Origin of the sequence: Kitasatospora sp. NPDC058032, from assembly GCF_042885845.1 — a bacterium.
Lineage (GTDB): Bacteria > Actinomycetota > Actinomycetes > Streptomycetales > Streptomycetaceae > Kitasatospora.
On the sequence record NZ_JBHVRK010000022.1, the window covers coordinates 73,027 to 89,917 of the forward strand.

At 74.7% G+C, this 16,891-nt stretch carries 13 protein-coding genes and 2 tRNA genes; 5 read left to right on the forward strand and 10 right to left on the reverse strand.

The window, feature by feature from the left end; genetic code table 11:
- Nucleotides 1-54 precede the first annotated feature (54 nt).
- Nucleotides 55-1,170, forward strand: a complete 1,116-nt coding sequence (locus ACFVUH_RS28960; RefSeq protein WP_387916235.1) for an LLM class flavin-dependent oxidoreductase — start codon at nucleotides 55-57, stop codon at nucleotides 1,168-1,170.
- Between the two features lie 8 nt (nucleotides 1,171-1,178).
- Here the strand turns inward: ACFVUH_RS28960 and ACFVUH_RS28965 are convergent, their stop codons facing one another.
- Together ACFVUH_RS28965 and ACFVUH_RS28970 are read right to left on the reverse strand one after the other, a co-directional pair.
- A complete protein-coding gene (locus tag ACFVUH_RS28965) occupies nucleotides 1,179-3,038 on the reverse strand; it encodes a putative bifunctional diguanylate cyclase/phosphodiesterase (protein ID WP_387916277.1) in 1,860 nt (619 codons plus the stop codon).
- Nucleotides 3,039-3,571: 533 nt separating this feature from the next.
- Entirely contained in the window at nucleotides 3,572-4,000 is a 429-nt protein-coding gene (locus ACFVUH_RS28970; RefSeq protein WP_355370058.1) for an OsmC family protein, read from the reverse strand.
- Nucleotides 4,001-4,332: 332 nt separating this feature from the next.
- On the opposite strand from ACFVUH_RS28970, the gene ACFVUH_RS28975 reads away from it, so the two are divergent.
- Both ACFVUH_RS28975 and lepB read left to right on the forward strand, forming a co-directional pair.
- Nucleotides 4,333-4,695, forward strand: coding sequence for a chorismate mutase (locus ACFVUH_RS28975; protein ID WP_355370060.1), 363 nt, complete (start codon nucleotides 4,333-4,335; stop codon nucleotides 4,693-4,695).
- Nucleotides 4,696-4,842: 147 nt separating this feature from the next.
- On the forward strand, nucleotides 4,843-5,631 hold the full coding sequence (lepB, locus tag ACFVUH_RS28980) for a signal peptidase I (protein ID WP_355370062.1): 789 nt from the start codon (nucleotides 4,843-4,845) through the stop codon (nucleotides 5,629-5,631).
- Between the two features lie 55 nt (nucleotides 5,632-5,686).
- Here lepB and ACFVUH_RS28985 read toward each other — a convergent pair whose 3' ends face one another.
- From ACFVUH_RS28985 to ACFVUH_RS28995, 3 genes are all read right to left on the reverse strand, one after another.
- Nucleotides 5,687-6,769: a DMT family transporter gene (locus ACFVUH_RS28985; RefSeq protein ID WP_355370064.1), complete on the reverse strand. Its 1,083-nt coding sequence runs from the start codon at nucleotides 6,767-6,769 to the stop codon at nucleotides 5,687-5,689.
- Nucleotides 6,770-6,889: 120 nt separating this feature from the next.
- A complete protein-coding gene (locus ACFVUH_RS28990) occupies nucleotides 6,890-9,442 on the reverse strand; it encodes a transglycosylase domain-containing protein (protein WP_387916238.1) in 2,553 nt (850 codons plus the stop codon).
- Nucleotides 9,443-9,699: 257 nt separating this feature from the next.
- A tRNA-Lys gene (locus tag ACFVUH_RS28995) sits at nucleotides 9,700-9,773 on the reverse strand.
- 211 nt (nucleotides 9,774-9,984) lie between these two features.
- On the opposite strand from ACFVUH_RS28995, the gene ACFVUH_RS29000 reads away from it, so the two are divergent.
- Together ACFVUH_RS29000 and ACFVUH_RS29005 are read left to right on the forward strand one after the other, a co-directional pair.
- Nucleotides 9,985-10,692 (forward strand): DUF998 domain-containing protein, encoded by a 708-nt coding sequence (locus tag ACFVUH_RS29000; RefSeq protein ID WP_387916279.1) that lies wholly within the window; start codon nucleotides 9,985-9,987, stop codon nucleotides 10,690-10,692.
- Nucleotides 10,689-11,579: an alpha/beta fold hydrolase gene (locus ACFVUH_RS29005; RefSeq protein WP_387916240.1), complete on the forward strand. Its 891-nt coding sequence runs from the start codon at nucleotides 10,689-10,691 to the stop codon at nucleotides 11,577-11,579. The genes ACFVUH_RS29000 and ACFVUH_RS29005 overlap by 4 nt, the downstream gene beginning before the upstream one ends.
- Before the next feature lie 32 nt (nucleotides 11,580-11,611).
- On the opposite strand, the gene ACFVUH_RS29010 is transcribed toward ACFVUH_RS29005, so the two are convergent.
- From ACFVUH_RS29010 to ACFVUH_RS29030, 5 genes are all read right to left on the reverse strand, one after another.
- The gene (locus ACFVUH_RS29010) at nucleotides 11,612-12,289 is read right to left on the reverse strand and encodes a GPP34 family phosphoprotein (protein WP_387916242.1); all 678 of its coding nucleotides are present in this window, start codon (nucleotides 12,287-12,289) and stop codon (nucleotides 11,612-11,614) included.
- A gap of 112 nt (nucleotides 12,290-12,401) precedes the next feature.
- Nucleotides 12,402-12,475, reverse strand: a tRNA-Lys gene (locus ACFVUH_RS29015).
- A gap of 90 nt (nucleotides 12,476-12,565) precedes the next feature.
- The gene (locus ACFVUH_RS29020; RefSeq protein WP_355370072.1) at nucleotides 12,566-14,665 is read right to left on the reverse strand and encodes an ABC transporter ATP-binding protein; all 2,100 of its coding nucleotides are present in this window, start codon (nucleotides 14,663-14,665) and stop codon (nucleotides 12,566-12,568) included.
- Nucleotides 14,662-15,549 carry an ABC transporter permease gene (locus ACFVUH_RS29025; protein ID WP_355370165.1) on the reverse strand — a complete coding sequence of 296 codons (888 nt, stop codon included), beginning with the start codon at nucleotides 15,547-15,549 and terminating at the stop codon, nucleotides 14,662-14,664. Before ACFVUH_RS29025 ends, ACFVUH_RS29020 begins: the two co-directional genes overlap by 4 nt.
- A gap of 127 nt (nucleotides 15,550-15,676) precedes the next feature.
- Nucleotides 15,677-16,660, reverse strand: a complete 984-nt coding sequence (locus tag ACFVUH_RS29030; protein WP_387916244.1) for an ABC transporter permease — start codon at nucleotides 16,658-16,660, stop codon at nucleotides 15,677-15,679.
- Nucleotides 16,661-16,891: the final 231 nt, after the last annotated feature.

Below are 16,891 nucleotides of genomic sequence, written 5' to 3' on the forward strand. Positions count from 1 at the left end.
CCCGGTGGACCGCACCGGCGGACGGGACCGACCACGGCCAGGAGGACGGACGGCATGACGACCGAGGACAGCCAGGAGAGCCGGCGGGAGAACGGGGCCGGACCGCACCCCGCGGACGCGATCCGGGGCACCGTCCGGGGAACGGCGCCCGCTCCGCTGTCGATCCTGGACCTGGCCACCGTGGGGGCGGGCGACACCCCCGCGCAGGCGCTCGCCGCGACCACCACCCTCGCCCGCAGCGCCGAACAGTGGGGCTACCACCGCTTCTGGGTGGCCGAGCACCACGGCATGCCCGGCGTCGCCAGCTCCACGCCCGCCGTCCTGCTGGCCCACCTCGGGGCCCACACCACCACGCTGCGCCTCGGCTCCGGCGGCGTGATGCTGCCCAACCACGCCCCGCTGGCGATCGCCGAGCAGTTCGGCCTGCTGGAGGCGCTCCACCCCGGCCGGATCGACCTCGGCCTCGGCCGGGCCCCCGGCACCGACCAGGCCACCGCCCGGGCCCTGCGCCGGGGCCTCGGCGAGGGCGCCGACGACTTCCCCCGCCAGCTCGCCGAGCTGACCCACTTCCTGGACGGCAGCTTCCCCGCCGGGCACCCGTACGAGCGGCTCACCGCCGTGCCGAAGGGGGAGGGGCGCCCGCCGGTCTGGCTGCTCGGCTCCTCCGGCTTCAGCGCCCAGCTGGCCGGCCGGCTCGGCCTGCCGTTCGCCTTCGCGCACCACTTCAGCAGCGCGAACACCCTCCCGGCGCTCGACCTCTACCGCTCGGAGTTCCGCCCCTCGGCCGTCCTGGACGAGCCGTACTCGGTGATCGGGGTGAGCGCGGTCGCGGCCGACGACGAGACCTCCGCCCGCCGCCTCGCCCGCTCCGCGGCGCTCGGCATGCTGCGTCTGCGCCGGGGCAACCCGGGCCCGATCCCCACCCCCGAGGAGGCCGAGGCCTACCCGTACAGCCCGGTGGAGTCGGACTTCATCGACGACTGGCTGGGCAATGTGGTCCTCGGCGCGCCGGGCGCGGTGGCCGACGGGCTGGAGGCGCTGCGCAAGCGGACCGGGGTGGACGAGCTGATGGTGACCTCGCACGTCCACGGCCGCGAGGCGCGGCTGCGCTCCTATGGTCTGATCGCCGAGGCGTACGGCCTGACCGGGGGGCGGACCGCGACCACCTGAGACGTGCTCTAACGCCCGCCCCGGTCCTCCCGGCCGTCGCGGAGTATCGCGGCGACCAGTTCGGCCTCGCCGGGGCGGGCGAAGTACCAGCCCTGGGCGGTGTCGCAGCCGGTGAGCCGCAGCCGTTCGGCCTGGGCGGCGCTCTCGATGCCCTCGGCGGTGACGGTCAGGCCGAGGGTGTGGGCGAGCTGCACCATCGCACCGACGATCTGCTCGTCCGCGTCGCTGCGCCGCGAGCGGAGCTCGGGGAGCTCCGGGCGGCCGCCGCTCGGGGCCGGGTCGCGGAACCCCTCGATGAAGGTGCCGTCCAGCTTCAGCACGTGCACCGGGAGCCGGGAGAGATAGGCCAGGTTGGAGTAGCCCGTCCCGAAGTCGTCGATCGCGATCCGCACGCCCATGTCGGCGAGCGCCTGGAGCGCCTGGAGCGGGCGTCCGCCGGGGCCGAGCAGCGCGCTCTCGGTGATCTCCAGCTGCAGCAGCCGGGCCGGCAGACCGGTGCGCTCGAGGGCCTGGGCGACGTCGGCGACCACGTCGGAGTCCCAGATCTGGCGGGCGGCCAGGTTGACGCTCACGAAGGTCTCGGTCTCGGGGAACTCGGTGAGCCAGCGCCGTGCCTGGCGGCAGGACTCCTCCAGCACCCACTTGCCGAGCGGCACGATCGCCCCGGACTCCTCGGCGAGCGGGATGAAGCGGTCCGGCGAAAGCGTCCCGTAGCGGGGGTGGCGCCACCGGACCAGGGCCTCGGCGCCGTGCACCGCGCCGTCGGCGAGGCCGACCAGCGGCTGGTACTCGACGGTGAACTCGCCGCGTTCCAGCGCGGGGCGCAGCGCGGTGGCGAGCAGCTGGCGGGTCAGCTGGTGGGCGCCCCGGTCGGGGTCGTAGAGGGTCCACCGGGCGCGGCCGTCGGCCTTGGACCAGTACAGGGTGGCGTCGGCGTCCTTGACCAGGTCGGTGGGCGTGGTCTCGTGCACGGAGCGTTCGACGACGCCGACGCTGGCGGTGACCACCAGCCGGTGGCCGGCCACGTCGAAGGGGCGCTCCAGGGCGTCGAGGATCCGGGCGGCCAGGTCGGTGAGCTGGTCGCTGCCGCGGCTGTCGGTCACCAGGACGGCGAACTCGTCGCCACCCATCCGGGCGACCAGCCGGGCGCCGTGCGCGGAGAAGCCGCGCCGCAGCCGGGTCGCGACGGCGATCAGCAGCTGGTCGCCGATGTGGTGGCCGAGGGCCTCGTTGATCGCGGCGAACCCGTCCAGGTCCAGGTAGCAGACGCCGATCCGGGGCCCGTCGGTCCCCGTTCCCGCGCCCCCGCCGACTCCGAGCGGCTCGGTCGCCCGGTCGGGGGTCAGGCAGGCGGCGTCGAGCCGTTCGAAGAAGTAGGTCCGGTTGGGCAGCCGGGTCAGCGGGTCGTGCAGGGCCTGGTACTCCAGGCGGTCTCCGAGCCGGCGCTGCTCGGTGATGTCCTCGACCAGGGCGAGCGTGTAGAGCGGGCCGCCCTCGGCGTCCCGGATCAGCGAGACGGTCACCTTGCTCCAGACCGTCCGCCCCGCGCGGTGCTTGAGCTGCTTCTCGACCCGGAGCCGGTCGTGCTCGCCGTGGACGAGCGCGCGGAACAGCCGGCGCGGCATGCCCTCGGGGTCGACGATCTCGTGGATGTGGGTCCGCACCAGTTCGTCGACGGTGCGGCCGGTCAGCGCGGCGAAGGCCGGGTTGACCTCGATGATCCGGTCCTCGGGGTCGATGAGGGCCATGCCGATGCCGGCGTCGCTGAAGGCGGCCCGCAGCCGGGACTCGCTGGCCCGCAGGGCGGCCAGCTCCCGCTCGTCGGCCTCGGGGACGGGTCGGCCGTTCACGCCGGGGCCGTCCGCCATGTGGTGGGTGGCGCCGGGGGAGAGCGGGGCCGAGCAGGCGGGGCAGCGGGTGGCACCGTCGTCGGCCAGGGCGGCCCGGGCCGTGCCGTTGACCGTGCCCCCGGCCGGGGCGGTGTGCGCGTCGGCCCCCTCGTTCTGGCCCGGCACGGCATGCTCCCGTCCGCTGCTGACGCTTGACGCTGGTCCGGCCGGTCACCCGACTTCGGCGGCCGGCTCCGCACTCTGCCGCGCTCGCGGACGTCGGACTCCGGTGCGGACGCTCGGGACGGAGCGGCCGGGCGGGAGCCCCCCTGAGGAACCGTGAGGAACAGGGCGCTGCGGCCGATCATAGGACGCGATGGCAACGCGCGGTGACCGCCGCCAGGGTGATTCGTCTGGTTTGGGCGTGAGTGTGGTGATACACGCGGACGCCCCTGGTGCACATCACATGATGTGCACCAGGGGCGTGTGCTCCGGGAACGCGCCCTGCGGACCCCGGCGGAGCACCGGACGCGCGCCGGGCCGGGGTCGTCGGGCGGGACGCCCGGGGGAGGTCAGCCGGCCAGCGAGGCCGTGAGGGTGATGGTGGTGCCGGTCAGGGCCTGGCTCACCGGGCAGTTCGCCTTGGCGTCCTCGGCGGCCTTCACGAAGCCGGCCTCGTCCAGCCCGGGCACCTCGCCGGTGACCGTGAGGTGGATGCCGGTGATGCCGGTGCCCGGCTGGAAGGTGACGTCGGCCTGGGTGTCGAGCTTGGTGGGCGGGGTGCCCGCGCCGGTCAGGCCGTGCGAGAGGGCCATCGAGAAGCAGGCCGAGTGTGCGGCCGCGATGAGCTCCTCCGGGCTGGTCTTGCCGTTCGGGGCCTCGGCGCGGGCCGGCCAGGAGACCGGGTACTCGCCGATGCCGGACGACGCGAACGTCACCTGGCCCTTGCCGTCGACCAGGTTGCCTTCCCAGGCGGTGCGGGCGGTGCGGGTGGTTGCCACGATCGGTACCTCCGTTACTGAGGAACTGCTGATTCGTCACGTCCGGTCATGCCGCGGACCAGCCTACGGGCAGGCCGGGGGCGTGCCACAAGTAGCGCACCGGTCCGTCGCGTCCGAAAATGCCCCGGCCGTCCCGGCGGCCCGGGTCGTCCGTGGACGGACCCCGGCAGCTCGGGGCGCCGTCCGGCGGCCGGTCGGTGTGCCGTCCGGATCGTGGACGATTGGGCCGAATGGTGCGGGCCCGCGCCGGGCGCCCTGTTAGATTGGCCCGGGCCCGGGCCCGGCCGCCGCACGGTCGGGCGCAAGACCGAGAGAGCCGCGGAGCCGCCCCGATGACGGACCACCCCACGACCCCCGACGCCGGACTGCCCGAGGGGGTCGACGATGCCGTGCGGGCCGAGCTGACCAGCCTGCGCGAGAGCATCGACAACATCGACGCCGCAGTGGTCCACATGCTGGCCGAGCGCTTCAAGGCGACCCAGCGCGTCGGTCGGCTCAAGGCCGAGCACAAGCTCCCGCCGGCCGACCCGGCCCGCGAGCGCACCCAGATCAAGCGCCTGCGCGAGCTGGCCGCCGGTGCGCACCTGGACCCGGTGTTCGCGGAGAAGTTCCTGAACTTCATCATCGCCGAGGTGATCCGCCACCACGAGGCCATCGCGAGCGACACCGTGACCGGTGGGAACGTCCCGGCCTGAGCGCGTGACCGGCCGGGCCGGGAGCACCCGGGGGCGCCCCGCCCGGGCCGGTGGCATGTCTGACGAGGGTAAAAGTCCGATTTCGCCTGGATCCCCGGTTGGCGTAGCGTGCAGGTTCCCCCGCAGCCTGAGAGTGGAGCAGCGACGATGGCGGTGAACCTGCCCGATACCCACGGCGGCGAAGCAGAGGCAGGACCCGCCGCCCCGAGCGGGGGCCGGGCCGAGGCCCGGCGGGCGCGCCGTGCCGCCGAGGGGCGCCGGGTCAGGCCGCCGAAGGCCCGCCGCCCGGCCCGCCGGGCGCGCCCGTGGTGGATCGAGATCCCGGCCATGGCGGCGGTCGGCCTGGTGGTCGCGCTGCTGATCAAGACCTGTCTGTTCCAGGTGTTCACCATCCCCTCCGGGTCGATGGAGAACACCCTGCGGGTCGGTGACCGGGTCGGCGTGAACAAGTTCGCCCCGCTGACCGGCTGGGAGCCGGAGCGGGGCCAGCCGGTGGTCTTCAAGGACCCGGGCGACTGGCTGCCGCCGCAGCCGACCGGCGGGAACCCGGTCACCAACGCGCTGGGCTCGGCGCTCTCCTTCGTCGGCCTGGTGCCGCCGAAGGACGACAACTACCTGGTCAAGCGGGTCATCGCGACGGGCGGGCAGACCGTGCAGTGCTCCGGCACCACGCTGACCGTCGACGGTGCCGCGGTCGACGAGCCCTATCTGCACCCCGGGGACGACTCCTGCGCCGGGCTGGACTTCGGTCCGGTGACGGTGCCGCAGGGGCACGTCTGGGTGGAGGGCGACCACCGCAGCGACTCCGCGGACTCGCGCTACCACCAGCGCGGCCCCGGTGGCGGGGCCGTGCCGGTGGACAACGTGGTCGGCCCGGTGTCGGCCGTCGTCTGGCCGCTCGGCCACCTCGACTGGTTCGGCTGGGTCGGCCGCTGATCCCGGAGCGGGCGGCGGCGCACCCTGCTGGACACCCTTCCGGGCACCCGTCCGGCTAGCGCCGGTCCTGCTCCCGGCCGAGCTGGGCCCCGGTGTCGGCCTCGGCGGCCCGGGCGAGCCGCTCGCCGAGGGCCGTCGCCCCGGCCGGTGTCGCGTCCGGCGCGGCAGCCTCCGAAGGCGGCGGCCCGGACCGCTCCGGCCCGGCCGGCCCGGCGGACTTTCCGCTCTGGGCGGCGAACGCCCCGGCCAGTACCAGCAGGCCGCCGGCCATCTGCGGCAGGCCGAGGTGCTCACCGAGCAGGACCCAGGCCAGCACGGTGGCCACGACGGCCTCCAGGTTGGCCACCACCCCGGCGACCGGCGGTGACAGGTGCTGGACGGCGACGACGCCGGTCAGATAGGCGAGCACGGTCGCGACCAGGACCATCCAGGCCGCCGGGATCAGCGCGGGCAGGGTGTGCCCGTTCATCACCACGTCCCCGCCGAGCTTGTCCCAGTCGGCCTCCCAGGGGCGGGTCACGGCGGTGAGCACGACCGAGCCGATCAGCAGGCCGTAGGCGCTGACGGCGATCGGGTCGACCGGGCGCTCGCCCCGGCTGCCCGCGTCGGCGAGCACGAAGTAGCCGACCTGGCAGCAGGCCGCGCCCAGGGCGAACAGGACGCCGAGCGCGTCGAAGCTCAGGCCGTTCCAGACCTCGACCACGCAGGCGAGCCCGGCGACCGCGACGCCCGCGCCGATCGCCGAGCCGCGGCTGATCGGCCGGCGCTGGACGAACCGTACGTAGCCGAGGAGCAGCGGCGGGCCCAGGTACTCGATCAGCAGGGCGACGCCGACCGGTATCCGGGAGATCGCCGCGAAGTAGCAGGCCTGGACGCCGGCCACGGCGAGCAGGCCGAAGCCGATCAGCAGGCCGGGCCGGCGCCGGACGGCGTCGCGGTGGCGGTAGGCCAGCGGCAGCAGCACGACGGCGGCTCCGGTGACCCGGAGCCAGACCACGTGGAGGGGGGAGAGCCCGGCCTCGATCAGTGGTTTGGCCGCGGTGCCGGAGCCGCCGAAGGCGAACGCGGAGACGAGGGCGAGGGTGAGACCGAGGGTCCGGCCGGGGGAGCGGCCGAGCAGGGGGTTGGAGCTGTGCACCGACGAATTCTGACAGTCGTACCGTCATTCGGTAAGGGGCCATTCCATCATTCGGTCCTGCCCGGCACGGAGCGCGAGCGTCCGCCGCCCAGCGGCCCACCCGCGCCCCGACCCCGTCGACTACCCCCCGGTCCCGGCCCCGGCGCCGACACCCGCGTCCGTCCCGGTGCCGCCGGACCCGGACCCGGACCCGGACCCGGACCCGGAGCCGCCAGAGCCGGAGCCGGAGCCCGAGCCCGAGCCGCCGGTGCCCCCGGTCGGCTGCGGCGGGGTGGTCGGCCCGGTGGTGGGGCCGGTGCTCGGCACCGGCGGCTTGGTCGGCTTGGTGCTCGGCTGCGGCGTCGTCGGCTGGGTCGGCGTGGTGCCCGTCCCACCGGACCCGGACCCGGACCCGCCCGAGCCCGAACCGCCGCCGGATCCCGAGCCGGAGCCGGAGCCCGAGCCGCCGGTGCCCCCGGTCGGCTGCGGCGGGGTGGTCGGCCCGGTCGACGGCGCGGTGGCCGGTGCCGAGCCCTGGTCGCCGGAGGAGCCGGAGCCGCCCTGCCCGGTCGGGGACGACGGCCCGCCGGACGGCGTCGCCGACCCGTCGGGGGTGCTCGACGGAGCGCTCGAAGGACCGGACGAGGAGCCGGAGCCGGAGCCCGAGGAGCCCGAGCCGCTGCGCGCGGAGTCGTCCGCACCCGAGGGCGCCGGGAAGTCGGCGACCGGCTGCCCCTTCAGGGCGGTCTTCATGTAGCTGGTCCAGATCTGCGCGGGGTACTGGCCGCCCGCCGCGCCGTCGATCCCGCCGGTGCCGCTCAGGCTGACCTGCGCGCCGGTGTCCGGGTCCTGGCCGAACAGCGCGACCGAGGTGACCAGCTCGGGGGTGTACCCGACGAACCAGACCGACTTCTGGTCGTCGGTCGTACCGGTCTTGCCCGCCGCCGGCCGGCCCAGCGCCTTCGCGCGCCAGCCGGTGCCGCCCTGGTCGCTCACCACGCCCTGGAGCATCGAGGTGACCTGGCGCGCGGTCTGCTCGCTGACCGCCTGGGTGGCCTTGTGCGCGGGCAGCCCGACGGGCTCGCCCTCGCGGTCCACCGACTGGACCAGCCACGGGGTGATCTGCTTGCCGCCGTTGTCCAGCGTGGCGTACACGCCCGCCAGGTCGAGCACGCTCGGGGTGGCGGTGCCCAGCGGGATCGAGGGCACCGGGTCCAGCCCGGGGGTGTTGCTGGGCAGGCCGAGCGCGATCGAGGTGTCCCGCACCTTGCTCAGCCCGGTGTCCTGGGCGAGCTGGGCGAACGCCGAGTTCACCGACCAGTCGGTGGCCTGCTGCAGGGTGATCTGGCCGTAGCTCTTGTCGCCCTCGTTCGGCGGCGCGTACGGGGTGCCCTTGCCGCCGCGGACCTTGCGGCCGCTGGTGCCGTCGTAGACGGTGCGCGGGGTGATGGTCTGGCCGGACTGGGTCTTGGCGTTGTTCTCCAGTGCCGCCGCCAGCGCGATCGCCTTGAACGTCGAACCCGCCTGGTAGTCCCGCCGGGTGGCGTTGTCGACGTAGTGCTTGGTGTAGTCGACGCCGCCGTACAGGGCGACCACGGCACCGGTCTTCGGGTCCACGGAGACGGCGCCGGGCTGGGCCGCGGCGTCCTTCTTCCGCTTCTCCGGGTTCAGGGTGTCGTGCAGCTGGCCCTGGACGGCGTCCTCCAGGGCCCGCTGGCGGCCCGGGTCGACGGTCAGCTTGATCGTGTAGCCGCCCTTGGCCAGCTCCGACTCGCTGATGATCTGGTTGGTGGTGAGGTACTCGGTCGCGGCGTTGACCAGGTAGCCGGCCTGACCGGACAGCCCGAGCTGCGCCTGCGGGTCCTTGACCTCGGGGAAGGCGGTGGCGGCCCGCTCCTCGGCGGAGAGCCAGCCCTCCTTCACCATGCCGTCGAGCACGTAGTTCCAGCGGTTGACGGCGTTCTGCTTGCCCGCCGGGGTGGCGGTGGCCACGTCGTAGGCGCTCGGGGCGTTCAGCAGCGTGGCCAGGTAGGCGCCCTGGGCGGCGTTGAGCTCGGAGGCGTCGATGCCGAAGTACTGCTGCGCGGCGGCCTGGATGCCGTAGGCGCCGCGCCCGTAGTAGGAGGTGTTGAGGTAGCTGGAGAGGATCTCGTCCTTGCTCTCGGTGGCATCCACCTTGATCGCGATGAAGAGTTCCTTCACCTTGCGCGATATCGACTGCTTCTGGCTCAGGTACGTGTTCTTCACGTACTGCTGGGTGATCGTCGAGCCGCCCTGGGTGCCCTCGCCCTTGGCGGTGTTGACGGCGGCGCGGACCAGGCCGGGCACGTTGACCGCGCCCTCGTGGTAGAAGTTGCGGTCCTCGGCGGCCAGCGTGGCGTGCTGCGCGGCGGGGGAGACCTTGTCCAGTCCGACGTTCTGCCGGTTGGTCTGGCCGGTCCTGGCGATCGCCGAGCCGTCCGCGTAGAGCCAGTTGTTGCTCTGCAGGGTCGCGGCGGCGTGCGCGTCCGGCACCTTCACCAGCGTGATGCCCAGGGCGAACAGGCCGATCCCGAGCAGCAGCGCGGACACGAAGCCGATCAGGGTCATCCGCCAGGTCGGGATCAGTCTGCGCCAGCCGGTGCGCCGCTTGCGGGGCCGACGGGCCTTGGGTTTGCGGACGCGCGGCGCGCCGCGCAGGGCGATTCGGGACAAAGCGGCGGCCTTTCCAGCGGGCGGGCGGCTGAGCGGGCGGCAGGACGCACGGGTGCCGTGCCGGCTCGCGCAGACGGGATCGTCGGCGGTCGGGGGACCTTTGTCCCTTATCCGATATACAGCCCAGAACGCGCCGAAGGTACCGGTTGGCTCCACCGCGACGGGAAGCGAGACCGACATCACACACAAATCGGACGTCGAAGGGCAGCGAAAAGCCGGAGAGCCCCTCGTGTGAACGAGAGGCTCCCCGGTGTCGGTGCGCCGCCAGGGACTCGAACCCCGGACCCGCTGATTAAGAGTCAGCTGCTCTAACCAACTGAGCTAGCGGCGCCTGCTGACGGGGAAAACAATACACGCTTCCGAGGGGCGCCTCGAACCGTCTGCGGCGCCGCCGGGGCCGGCCCGCCCGTTTCCTCCCGGTTGGGGAGGGGTTTACCGCCGGTTAGGGTGGAATCGTGCCCAGCTCCCACCCCGGTCGCCGGAAGGCTCGGCTCACTTCCGCCCCCACCCCGGCCCCCGCCCTCGTCCGCGCCGTCGCCGCCCTGCTGCTGCTCAGCGCGCTCGCGTACACCGCGTGGGTCCTGGAGGTGGTGCTCAGCACCGGGCTCGACCCGGTCCAGGCGTACCTCAGCGAGCTGGCCGCCGAGGACCAGCCGCTGGGCGGTCTCTTCCGGGCCACCGACCTGGTCGCCGGACTCGCGGTGCTGGCCGCCGCCGTCCTCGCCCTCGCCGCCTTCCACGCTCCGGCCCGGGCTCGTGCGGCGGCCAGGGGCTGGGCGGTGGCCGGATGGGCCGGGCTCGCCCTGTTCGGCGCGGCCACCGCCGCCGACTCCCGGCTGCCGCTGAGCTGCGCGCCCACCAGCGACGAGATGTGCGCCGCCCGGGAGACCGCCGGGCTCGTCCCCGCCACCCACACCGCGCACGCCGTGACCAGCAGCCTGGCCGTGCTCGGCGCGCTCGGCGGGCTGACCGCGCTCACCGTCGCCGCCCGCCGCCACGGCTGGTGGCCGCCGGTCCGGCGGTACGGGCCCTGGCTGCTGGGCGCCGAACTGGTCGCCACCGGGTGGAGCCTCGGCGCGATCGCCGCCTTCGAGGCCGGTCACGGCACCTGGGCGCTGGGCGCCGGCCAGCGCCTCCAGGTGCTGCTCGTCGCCCTCTGGCTGGCCCTGCTCGCGGCGGCCCTGCACTCCGGGGCGACCCCCGCCGCCGTCGCCCGCGCCCGGCGGTCCGAAGAACGGGATCCGGTATGACCGGTGCACACCCCTCCGGCCCGCACGGCACCGCCGCGACCTTCCTGCGGATCGACGGCACGCCCCTGCACGTCCGCGCCGAGGGGCGGGGCCCGGTCTGTCTGCTCGCCGGAGGCCTCGGCAGCAGCTGGTTCGACTGGGACCTCGTCGTCCCCTTCCTCACCCCGTACCGCACCGTGGTCCGCTTCGACCGGCCCGGCTACGGCCTGAGCGCGCCCGAGCCGGCCGACCGGCCGCTGTCCACCGCCGCCGGGGAGGCGGACCGGATCCGGGCCGTGCTGGACGCGCTGGCCCTGACCGGGCCGTGCACGGTGGCCGGGCACTCGCTCGCCGCGTTCCACGTCGAGGCCTTCGCCCGGCTGTACCCGGAGCGGACGGCCGGGCTGGTCCTGCTGGACGGCAGCGTCGAACCCGATCCGCACCCGCTCCCGGCCCCCGGACTGCGCGATCTCGCGGCCCGCGCCGCCGCCGGCGCGGCCACCGCCGTCGCCGTGCCGTACCTGTTCGGGCCCGCCGTGCGCCGGCTGACCGCCCGGGCCACCACCGTGCGGCGCGAGGACCTCGCCCCCGCGTCGCTGGTCCGGCGCTGCTACCGCACCGGGCGCTCGCTGCGGGCACTGCTCCGGGAGAACGCCCGCTACCTGGACATGGCCGCCGAACTGGCCGGACTGCGCCGCACCGCCCCGCTGCCGGCGGACCTGCCGGTCACCGTGCTCGCCGCGGACGACGGTCTGCGCGGTCGCCGGACCGAGGAGTGGCTGGCCGCCCAGCGGGAGCTGGCCGCGCAACTCGGCGCCGAGTTCCGCAGCACCGTCCCGGCCGGGCACCTGCTGATGTTCGACCGCCCGGACGCGGTCGCCTCGGCGGTGCTGGACACGGCCCGCTGACCGGGCGGGCGGCGCGGGGCTCCGCCCCCGGTTCAGCCGCCGCCGCTCCCGGCGGACCTGTCCATCTCGATCACCCCCCGGACAGCCTGGGCGATCGGCAGGTCCTGGGCCGCCCGCCGCGTGGCGGCCCGGAACGCGGCGCGTTCCTGCCGGGGCCGGAGCCGGCCGTCGAACCTGCCCGCCCAGAGGAGTCCCGCCAACTGCAGGTCGCGCTCACCGGTACCGGCGGAGCCCGCTCCGGTCCGTTCCAGGGATGCCACGATCCGGTCGGTGATCTCCTGCGCGGCCGAGGCGCGCACCGGCAGCAGGGCGCGGTACGGCAGCAGGAGCAGCCGGCGGCGTTCGATGGTCATCACGCCCTGGGCGACGAGCCGGTCCTGGTAGTGCCGGGCCGTCGTCGCGGGCGGGATCCGCCGCAGGGCGGAGACCAGCTTCGACCGGCCCCCCTTGCGTACCCGGTTCAGCCGGCCCAGCACGGCCTCGCCGACCTCGTCCCGCGCTCCGAACGGATTGACCCCGGTGATCCACTGGCCCTCGATGGTGATCGCCCCGGTGAGCAGCAGCTCCGCGAGCACGGCGCCGGCGATCATCCGCTCGAACATGGACGGGGAGGAATCCAGCCACGTGGGGCCCGGATCGTTGCAGAGCAGCACCAGCTCGTCCATGAGCGGACGACCCCCGGGCGGCTCGGGCGGTTCAAGGGGGGTCAAGGCGACACCACCTCCGACGCGACGAGTGGACGGAGGTCCACGTTCCCGTCCCGGTGCCGGGGAAACGCCGAAGGGCCCCCTCGCTGCTGCGAGAGGACCCTTCGACCGTCGGTGCGCCGCCAGGGACTCGAACCCCGGACCCGCTGATTAAGAGTCAGCTGCTCTAACCAACTGAGCTAGCGGCGCCTGCTGACCTGGAAGACATTACACGCCGTCCGGCCGATCCGCCGAATCGGCACGGTCCGGTGACTCGGGGTGACCGTCGGGCGGGTCCGGTCACCCCTCCGGGAAGTGGCAGGCGGCCTGGTGGTCGGCGTCCCCGGGCCCGGCGGCGGCCGTGAGCGCCGGTGCCTCGCTCGCGCAGCGGGCGCGCGCCGCCTCGTCGAGCGCCGGGTGGACGGGACAGCGGGCCCGGAACGGGCAGCCGGTGTGCCGGACGGTGGGGGAGGGCGGGTCGCCGGCCAGCAGGACACGGGTGCGGGCGCGTTCGGCGGCCGGGTCCGGCAGCGGGACGGCGGAGAGCAGGGCGCGGGTGTAGGGGTGCCGGGGCCGGTCGAAGACGGCGGACACCTCGCCCTGCTCGACCGTCCGCCCCAGGTACATCACGCTGACCCGGTCGGCGAGGTGCCGGATCACCGAGAGGTCGTGCGAGACGAAGAGGTAGGAGAGGCCGAGTTCCGCCTTGAGCGACTGCAGCAGGTTGAGCACCCCGGCCTGGATCGAGACGTCCAGCGCCGAGACCGGCTCGTCGAGCACCAGCAGCCGGGGCCGGACGGCCAGCGCCCGGGCGATCGAGATCCGCTGCCGCTGCCCGCCGGAGAACTGGTGCGGGTAGCGGACGGCGTGCGCCGGGTCGAGGCCCACCTGGCGCAGCAGCCCGGGCACCCGGCGGGCGATCTCCTCCTTGGCGGCCCGCTGGGCGCGCAGCGGCTCGGCGACGATGTCGCCGACCGGCATCCGCGGGTCGAGGCTCGCCATCGGGTCCTGGAAGACGATCTGCAGCCGGGCCCGCATCCGGTGGGCCTCGGCGCGGGAGAGCCCGGCGGTGTCCCGGCCGAGCAGTTCGATCCGGCCGGACTCGGGGGCGGCCAGGCGCAGCAGTTCGAACAGGGTGGTGGACTTGCCGGAGCCGGACTCGCCGACCAGGCCGAGCGTTTCGCCCTCCCGGATCGACAGCTCGACGCCGTCCACCGCGTACACCGAGCCGACCCGCCGCTTGAAGACGGTGCCCTTGAGCAGCGGGAAGGTCCTGGTGAGCCCGCCGACCTCCAGGACCGGCGGGCGCTGCGCGCGGGGGAGCGGCGGGCCGGGCGCCGCCGGGAGCTCCGGCACGGGGTACACCTCGCCGGGCGCGGGCCGTCGTTCGGCGAGTTCGCCGGACCGGACGCAGGCGGTCAGGTGGCCGTCGCCGGTGAGCGGCGGCTCGGCCGTGCGGCAGCGGTCCTCGGCCAGCGGACAGCGGGCGGCGAACGGGCAGCCGTCCGGCAGTTCGGCCATCGGCGCGGGCGTGCCGGGGATCGGGACCAGCGGTCCGCGCCGCCCGTCCAGCCGGGGGACGGCGCCGATCAGGCCGAGGGTGTAGGGGTGGCGCGGCGCGGCGAACAGCTCGTCCACGCCCGCCGTCTCGACGACCCGCCCGGCGTACATCACGGCGACCCGGTCGGCCATCCCGGCGATCACCCCGAGGTCGTGGCTGACCAGGACGAGCGCGGCGCCGGTCTCCCGGCGGGCGGTGCGCAGCACGTCGAGCACCTGCGCCTGGATGGTGACGTCGAGGGCGGTGGTGGGTTCGTCGGCGAGCAGCACGTCGGGGTCGTTGGCGACGGCCATGGCGATCATGGCGCGCTGGCGCATGCCGCCGGAGAACTCGTGCGGGAAGCCGTCCAGGGCGCGGTCGGGGGCCGGGATGCCGACCAGGTCGAGCAGTTCGGCGGCCCGCTTGCGGGCGGCGGTCCGGTCCAGGCCGGGCCGGTGGACGCGCAGCGCCTCGATCAGCTGGTCGCCGATCCGGTAGACGGGGGTGAAGGCGGAGAGCGGGTCCTGGAAGACCATGGCGATCCGCCGGCCGCGGACGGCGGCCAGCTCGCGGCCGGGCAGGCCGAGCAGTTCGCGGTCGTCCAGCCGCACCGAGCCGCGGACCCGGGCGGTGCCGGGCAGCAGTCCGAGGACGGCCAGCGCGGTGACGGACTTGCCGGAGCCGGACTCGCCGACGATGCCGAGGGTCTCGCCGCGGTGCAGGGTGAGGTCGACGCCGCGCACCGCGGGGACGGGGGCGGCGCCGCGCGGGCCGGTGAAGTCGACCCGCAGGTCCCGCACCCGCAGCAGCGGGGTGCCGGTGGCGGTGGTCGCGGTGGTGTTCGCGGCGGTGCCGGTCACGCGCGGGTCCCCTTCCTCGGAGCACGGTCACGCTCGCGCGTGCGGCGGGGCCTGCGGGCGGCCTCGGCGGTGGGGTCGAGGGCGTCGCGCAGCCCGTCGCCGATCAGGTTGACGGCCAGGACGAAGAGCACCAGCAGCCCGGCGGCGAAGTAGAACAGCCAGGGGAAGACCGGTGCCTCACTGGTGCCGGCGGCGAGCAGGGTGCCGAGCGAGACGTCCGGCGCCCTGACGCCGAAGCCGAAGTAGGAGAGCGCGGTCTCGCTCATCACGGCGCCGCCGACCGCGATGGTGGCGTCGATGATGAGGAAGGAGGCGACGTTCGGCAGCACGTGCCGGGTGATGATCCGCAGCGGGTGGACGCCCATGAACTGCGCGGCGCGGACGAACTCCCGCTCGCGCAGCGAGATCGTCATCGAGCGGACCACCCGGGCGGTGATCATCCAGTTGAACAGGGCGAGCAGCAGGACGAAGGCGAGCCAGCCGGCGCCCTTCAGCCGGGGCGAGACGATGGTGACGACCAGGAAGGCGGGGAAGACCAGCATGAGGTCGACCAGGAACATCAGCGACCGGTCGGTCCAGCCGCCGAAGTAGCCGGCGCAGGCGCCCACCAGGGAGGCCAGCACGGTCGAGAACAGCGCCACCAGCAGGCCGATGACCAGGGACTTCTGCAGGCCGCGGAGGGTCTGCGCGAAGACGTCCTGGCCGATCCCGTTGGTGCCGAACCAGTGGGTGGCGGAGGGCGGCCGGCGCAGCGCGCCGTAGTCGGGCGCGGCGTAGTCCCAGGGGGTGAGGTACGGGCCGCCGAAGGCCAGCAGGAACAGCAGCAGGACGACGACGGCACCGGCCACCGCGCCGCGGGCGGCGAGCAGCCGGGCGAGGACGATCCGGCCCCGGCCGGCCGTCGCGGGTACCGGGGCGGGTTCGGGTCCGGGTGCGGTCCCGGGCGCCCCGGCGGGCTCGGCGGGTCCGGCGGGTCCGGTGATCGCGGCGGTCACGGCGCTCCTCCTCGGGTCAGGCCCGCACGCGCGGATCGAGCGCGGCGTGCAGGGTGTCGGCGAGGAAACCGGAGGCGAGCACCACGACCGCCGCGAACAGGTTGACCGCGACGACCGCGTTGACGTCCTGCTCGTTGACGGACTGGATGAACCACTCGCCCATGCCGTGCCAGCCGAAGATGGTCTCGGTGAAGGCGGCACCGGTGAAGATGCCGAGGAAGCTGTAGGCGAACATCGTCGACATCGGGATGACCGCCGTCCGCAGTCCGTGCCTGACCAGCGCCCGGCCCCGGGTGAGGCCCTTGGCCTCGGCGGTGCGCAGGTAGTCGGAGCCGAGCACGTCGAGCATGGTGCCGCGCTGGTAGCGGCTGTAGGTGGCGAGGCCGCCGAGCGCCAGCGAGAGGGTGGGCAGCAGCAGGTGCAGCGCCCAGTCGGCGAGGTGCGCGCCGAGGCCGCCGCTCAGGCCGGGCGTCTCGTACCCGGTGAAGGGGACGACCTCGTGCCCGACGGCGTCCTTGGCGGCGATGGCGCCGTTCTTGAGGAAGAGCGCGACCAGGAAGACCGGGGTGGAGAGCAGGACGAAGGACAGCACGGTCAGCAGCCGGTCGGAGAGCCGGTACTGGCGCACCGCGCTCCACGCCCCGGCGGCGACGCCGAGCACCATGCCGAGCAGGCTGCCGACCAGCAGCAGCCGCAGCGAGACCCAGACCCGGCGGCGGAAGTCGTCCATCACGGGGGTGTCGTGGATGGTGCGGCCGAGGTCGCCGTGCAGCAGCAGGCCGCCGGCCCAGCGGCCGAACCGTTCGACCACCGGGGTGCGGTCGTTCAGGTTGAGGTCGGTGAGCTGGCGCTCGACCGAGGCGGCGGCCGGGCGCGGCACCTTGGCCTCGAAGTAGGAGCGCGGCTGCAGGGCGGCGCCGGCCAGCGCGTACGCCAGGAAGACGGCGGCGACCAGCAGCACGGCGTAGTAGGCGAGCCGCTTGGTCAGGTAGCGGAGCATCAGCGGCCGCCCGGGGTGGGGGCGGGGCCGACGCGTCTGGTGGGCATCGGAGGGTGGCCTTCGGGTCGGGGGCGGACGCGCGGGAGGGACGGCCGGTCGCCGTTCTTGACCGTGGTCAGGAAAGCGCAGCTCAGAGTGTGGCACCGGTGCGCGGCCGCGGTGTTGCGGCCGTGTTGCTCCCCGTTTCGGTCGGATCAGGTGTCAACTCGGCCCCCTGGTACTCGTTCTGAT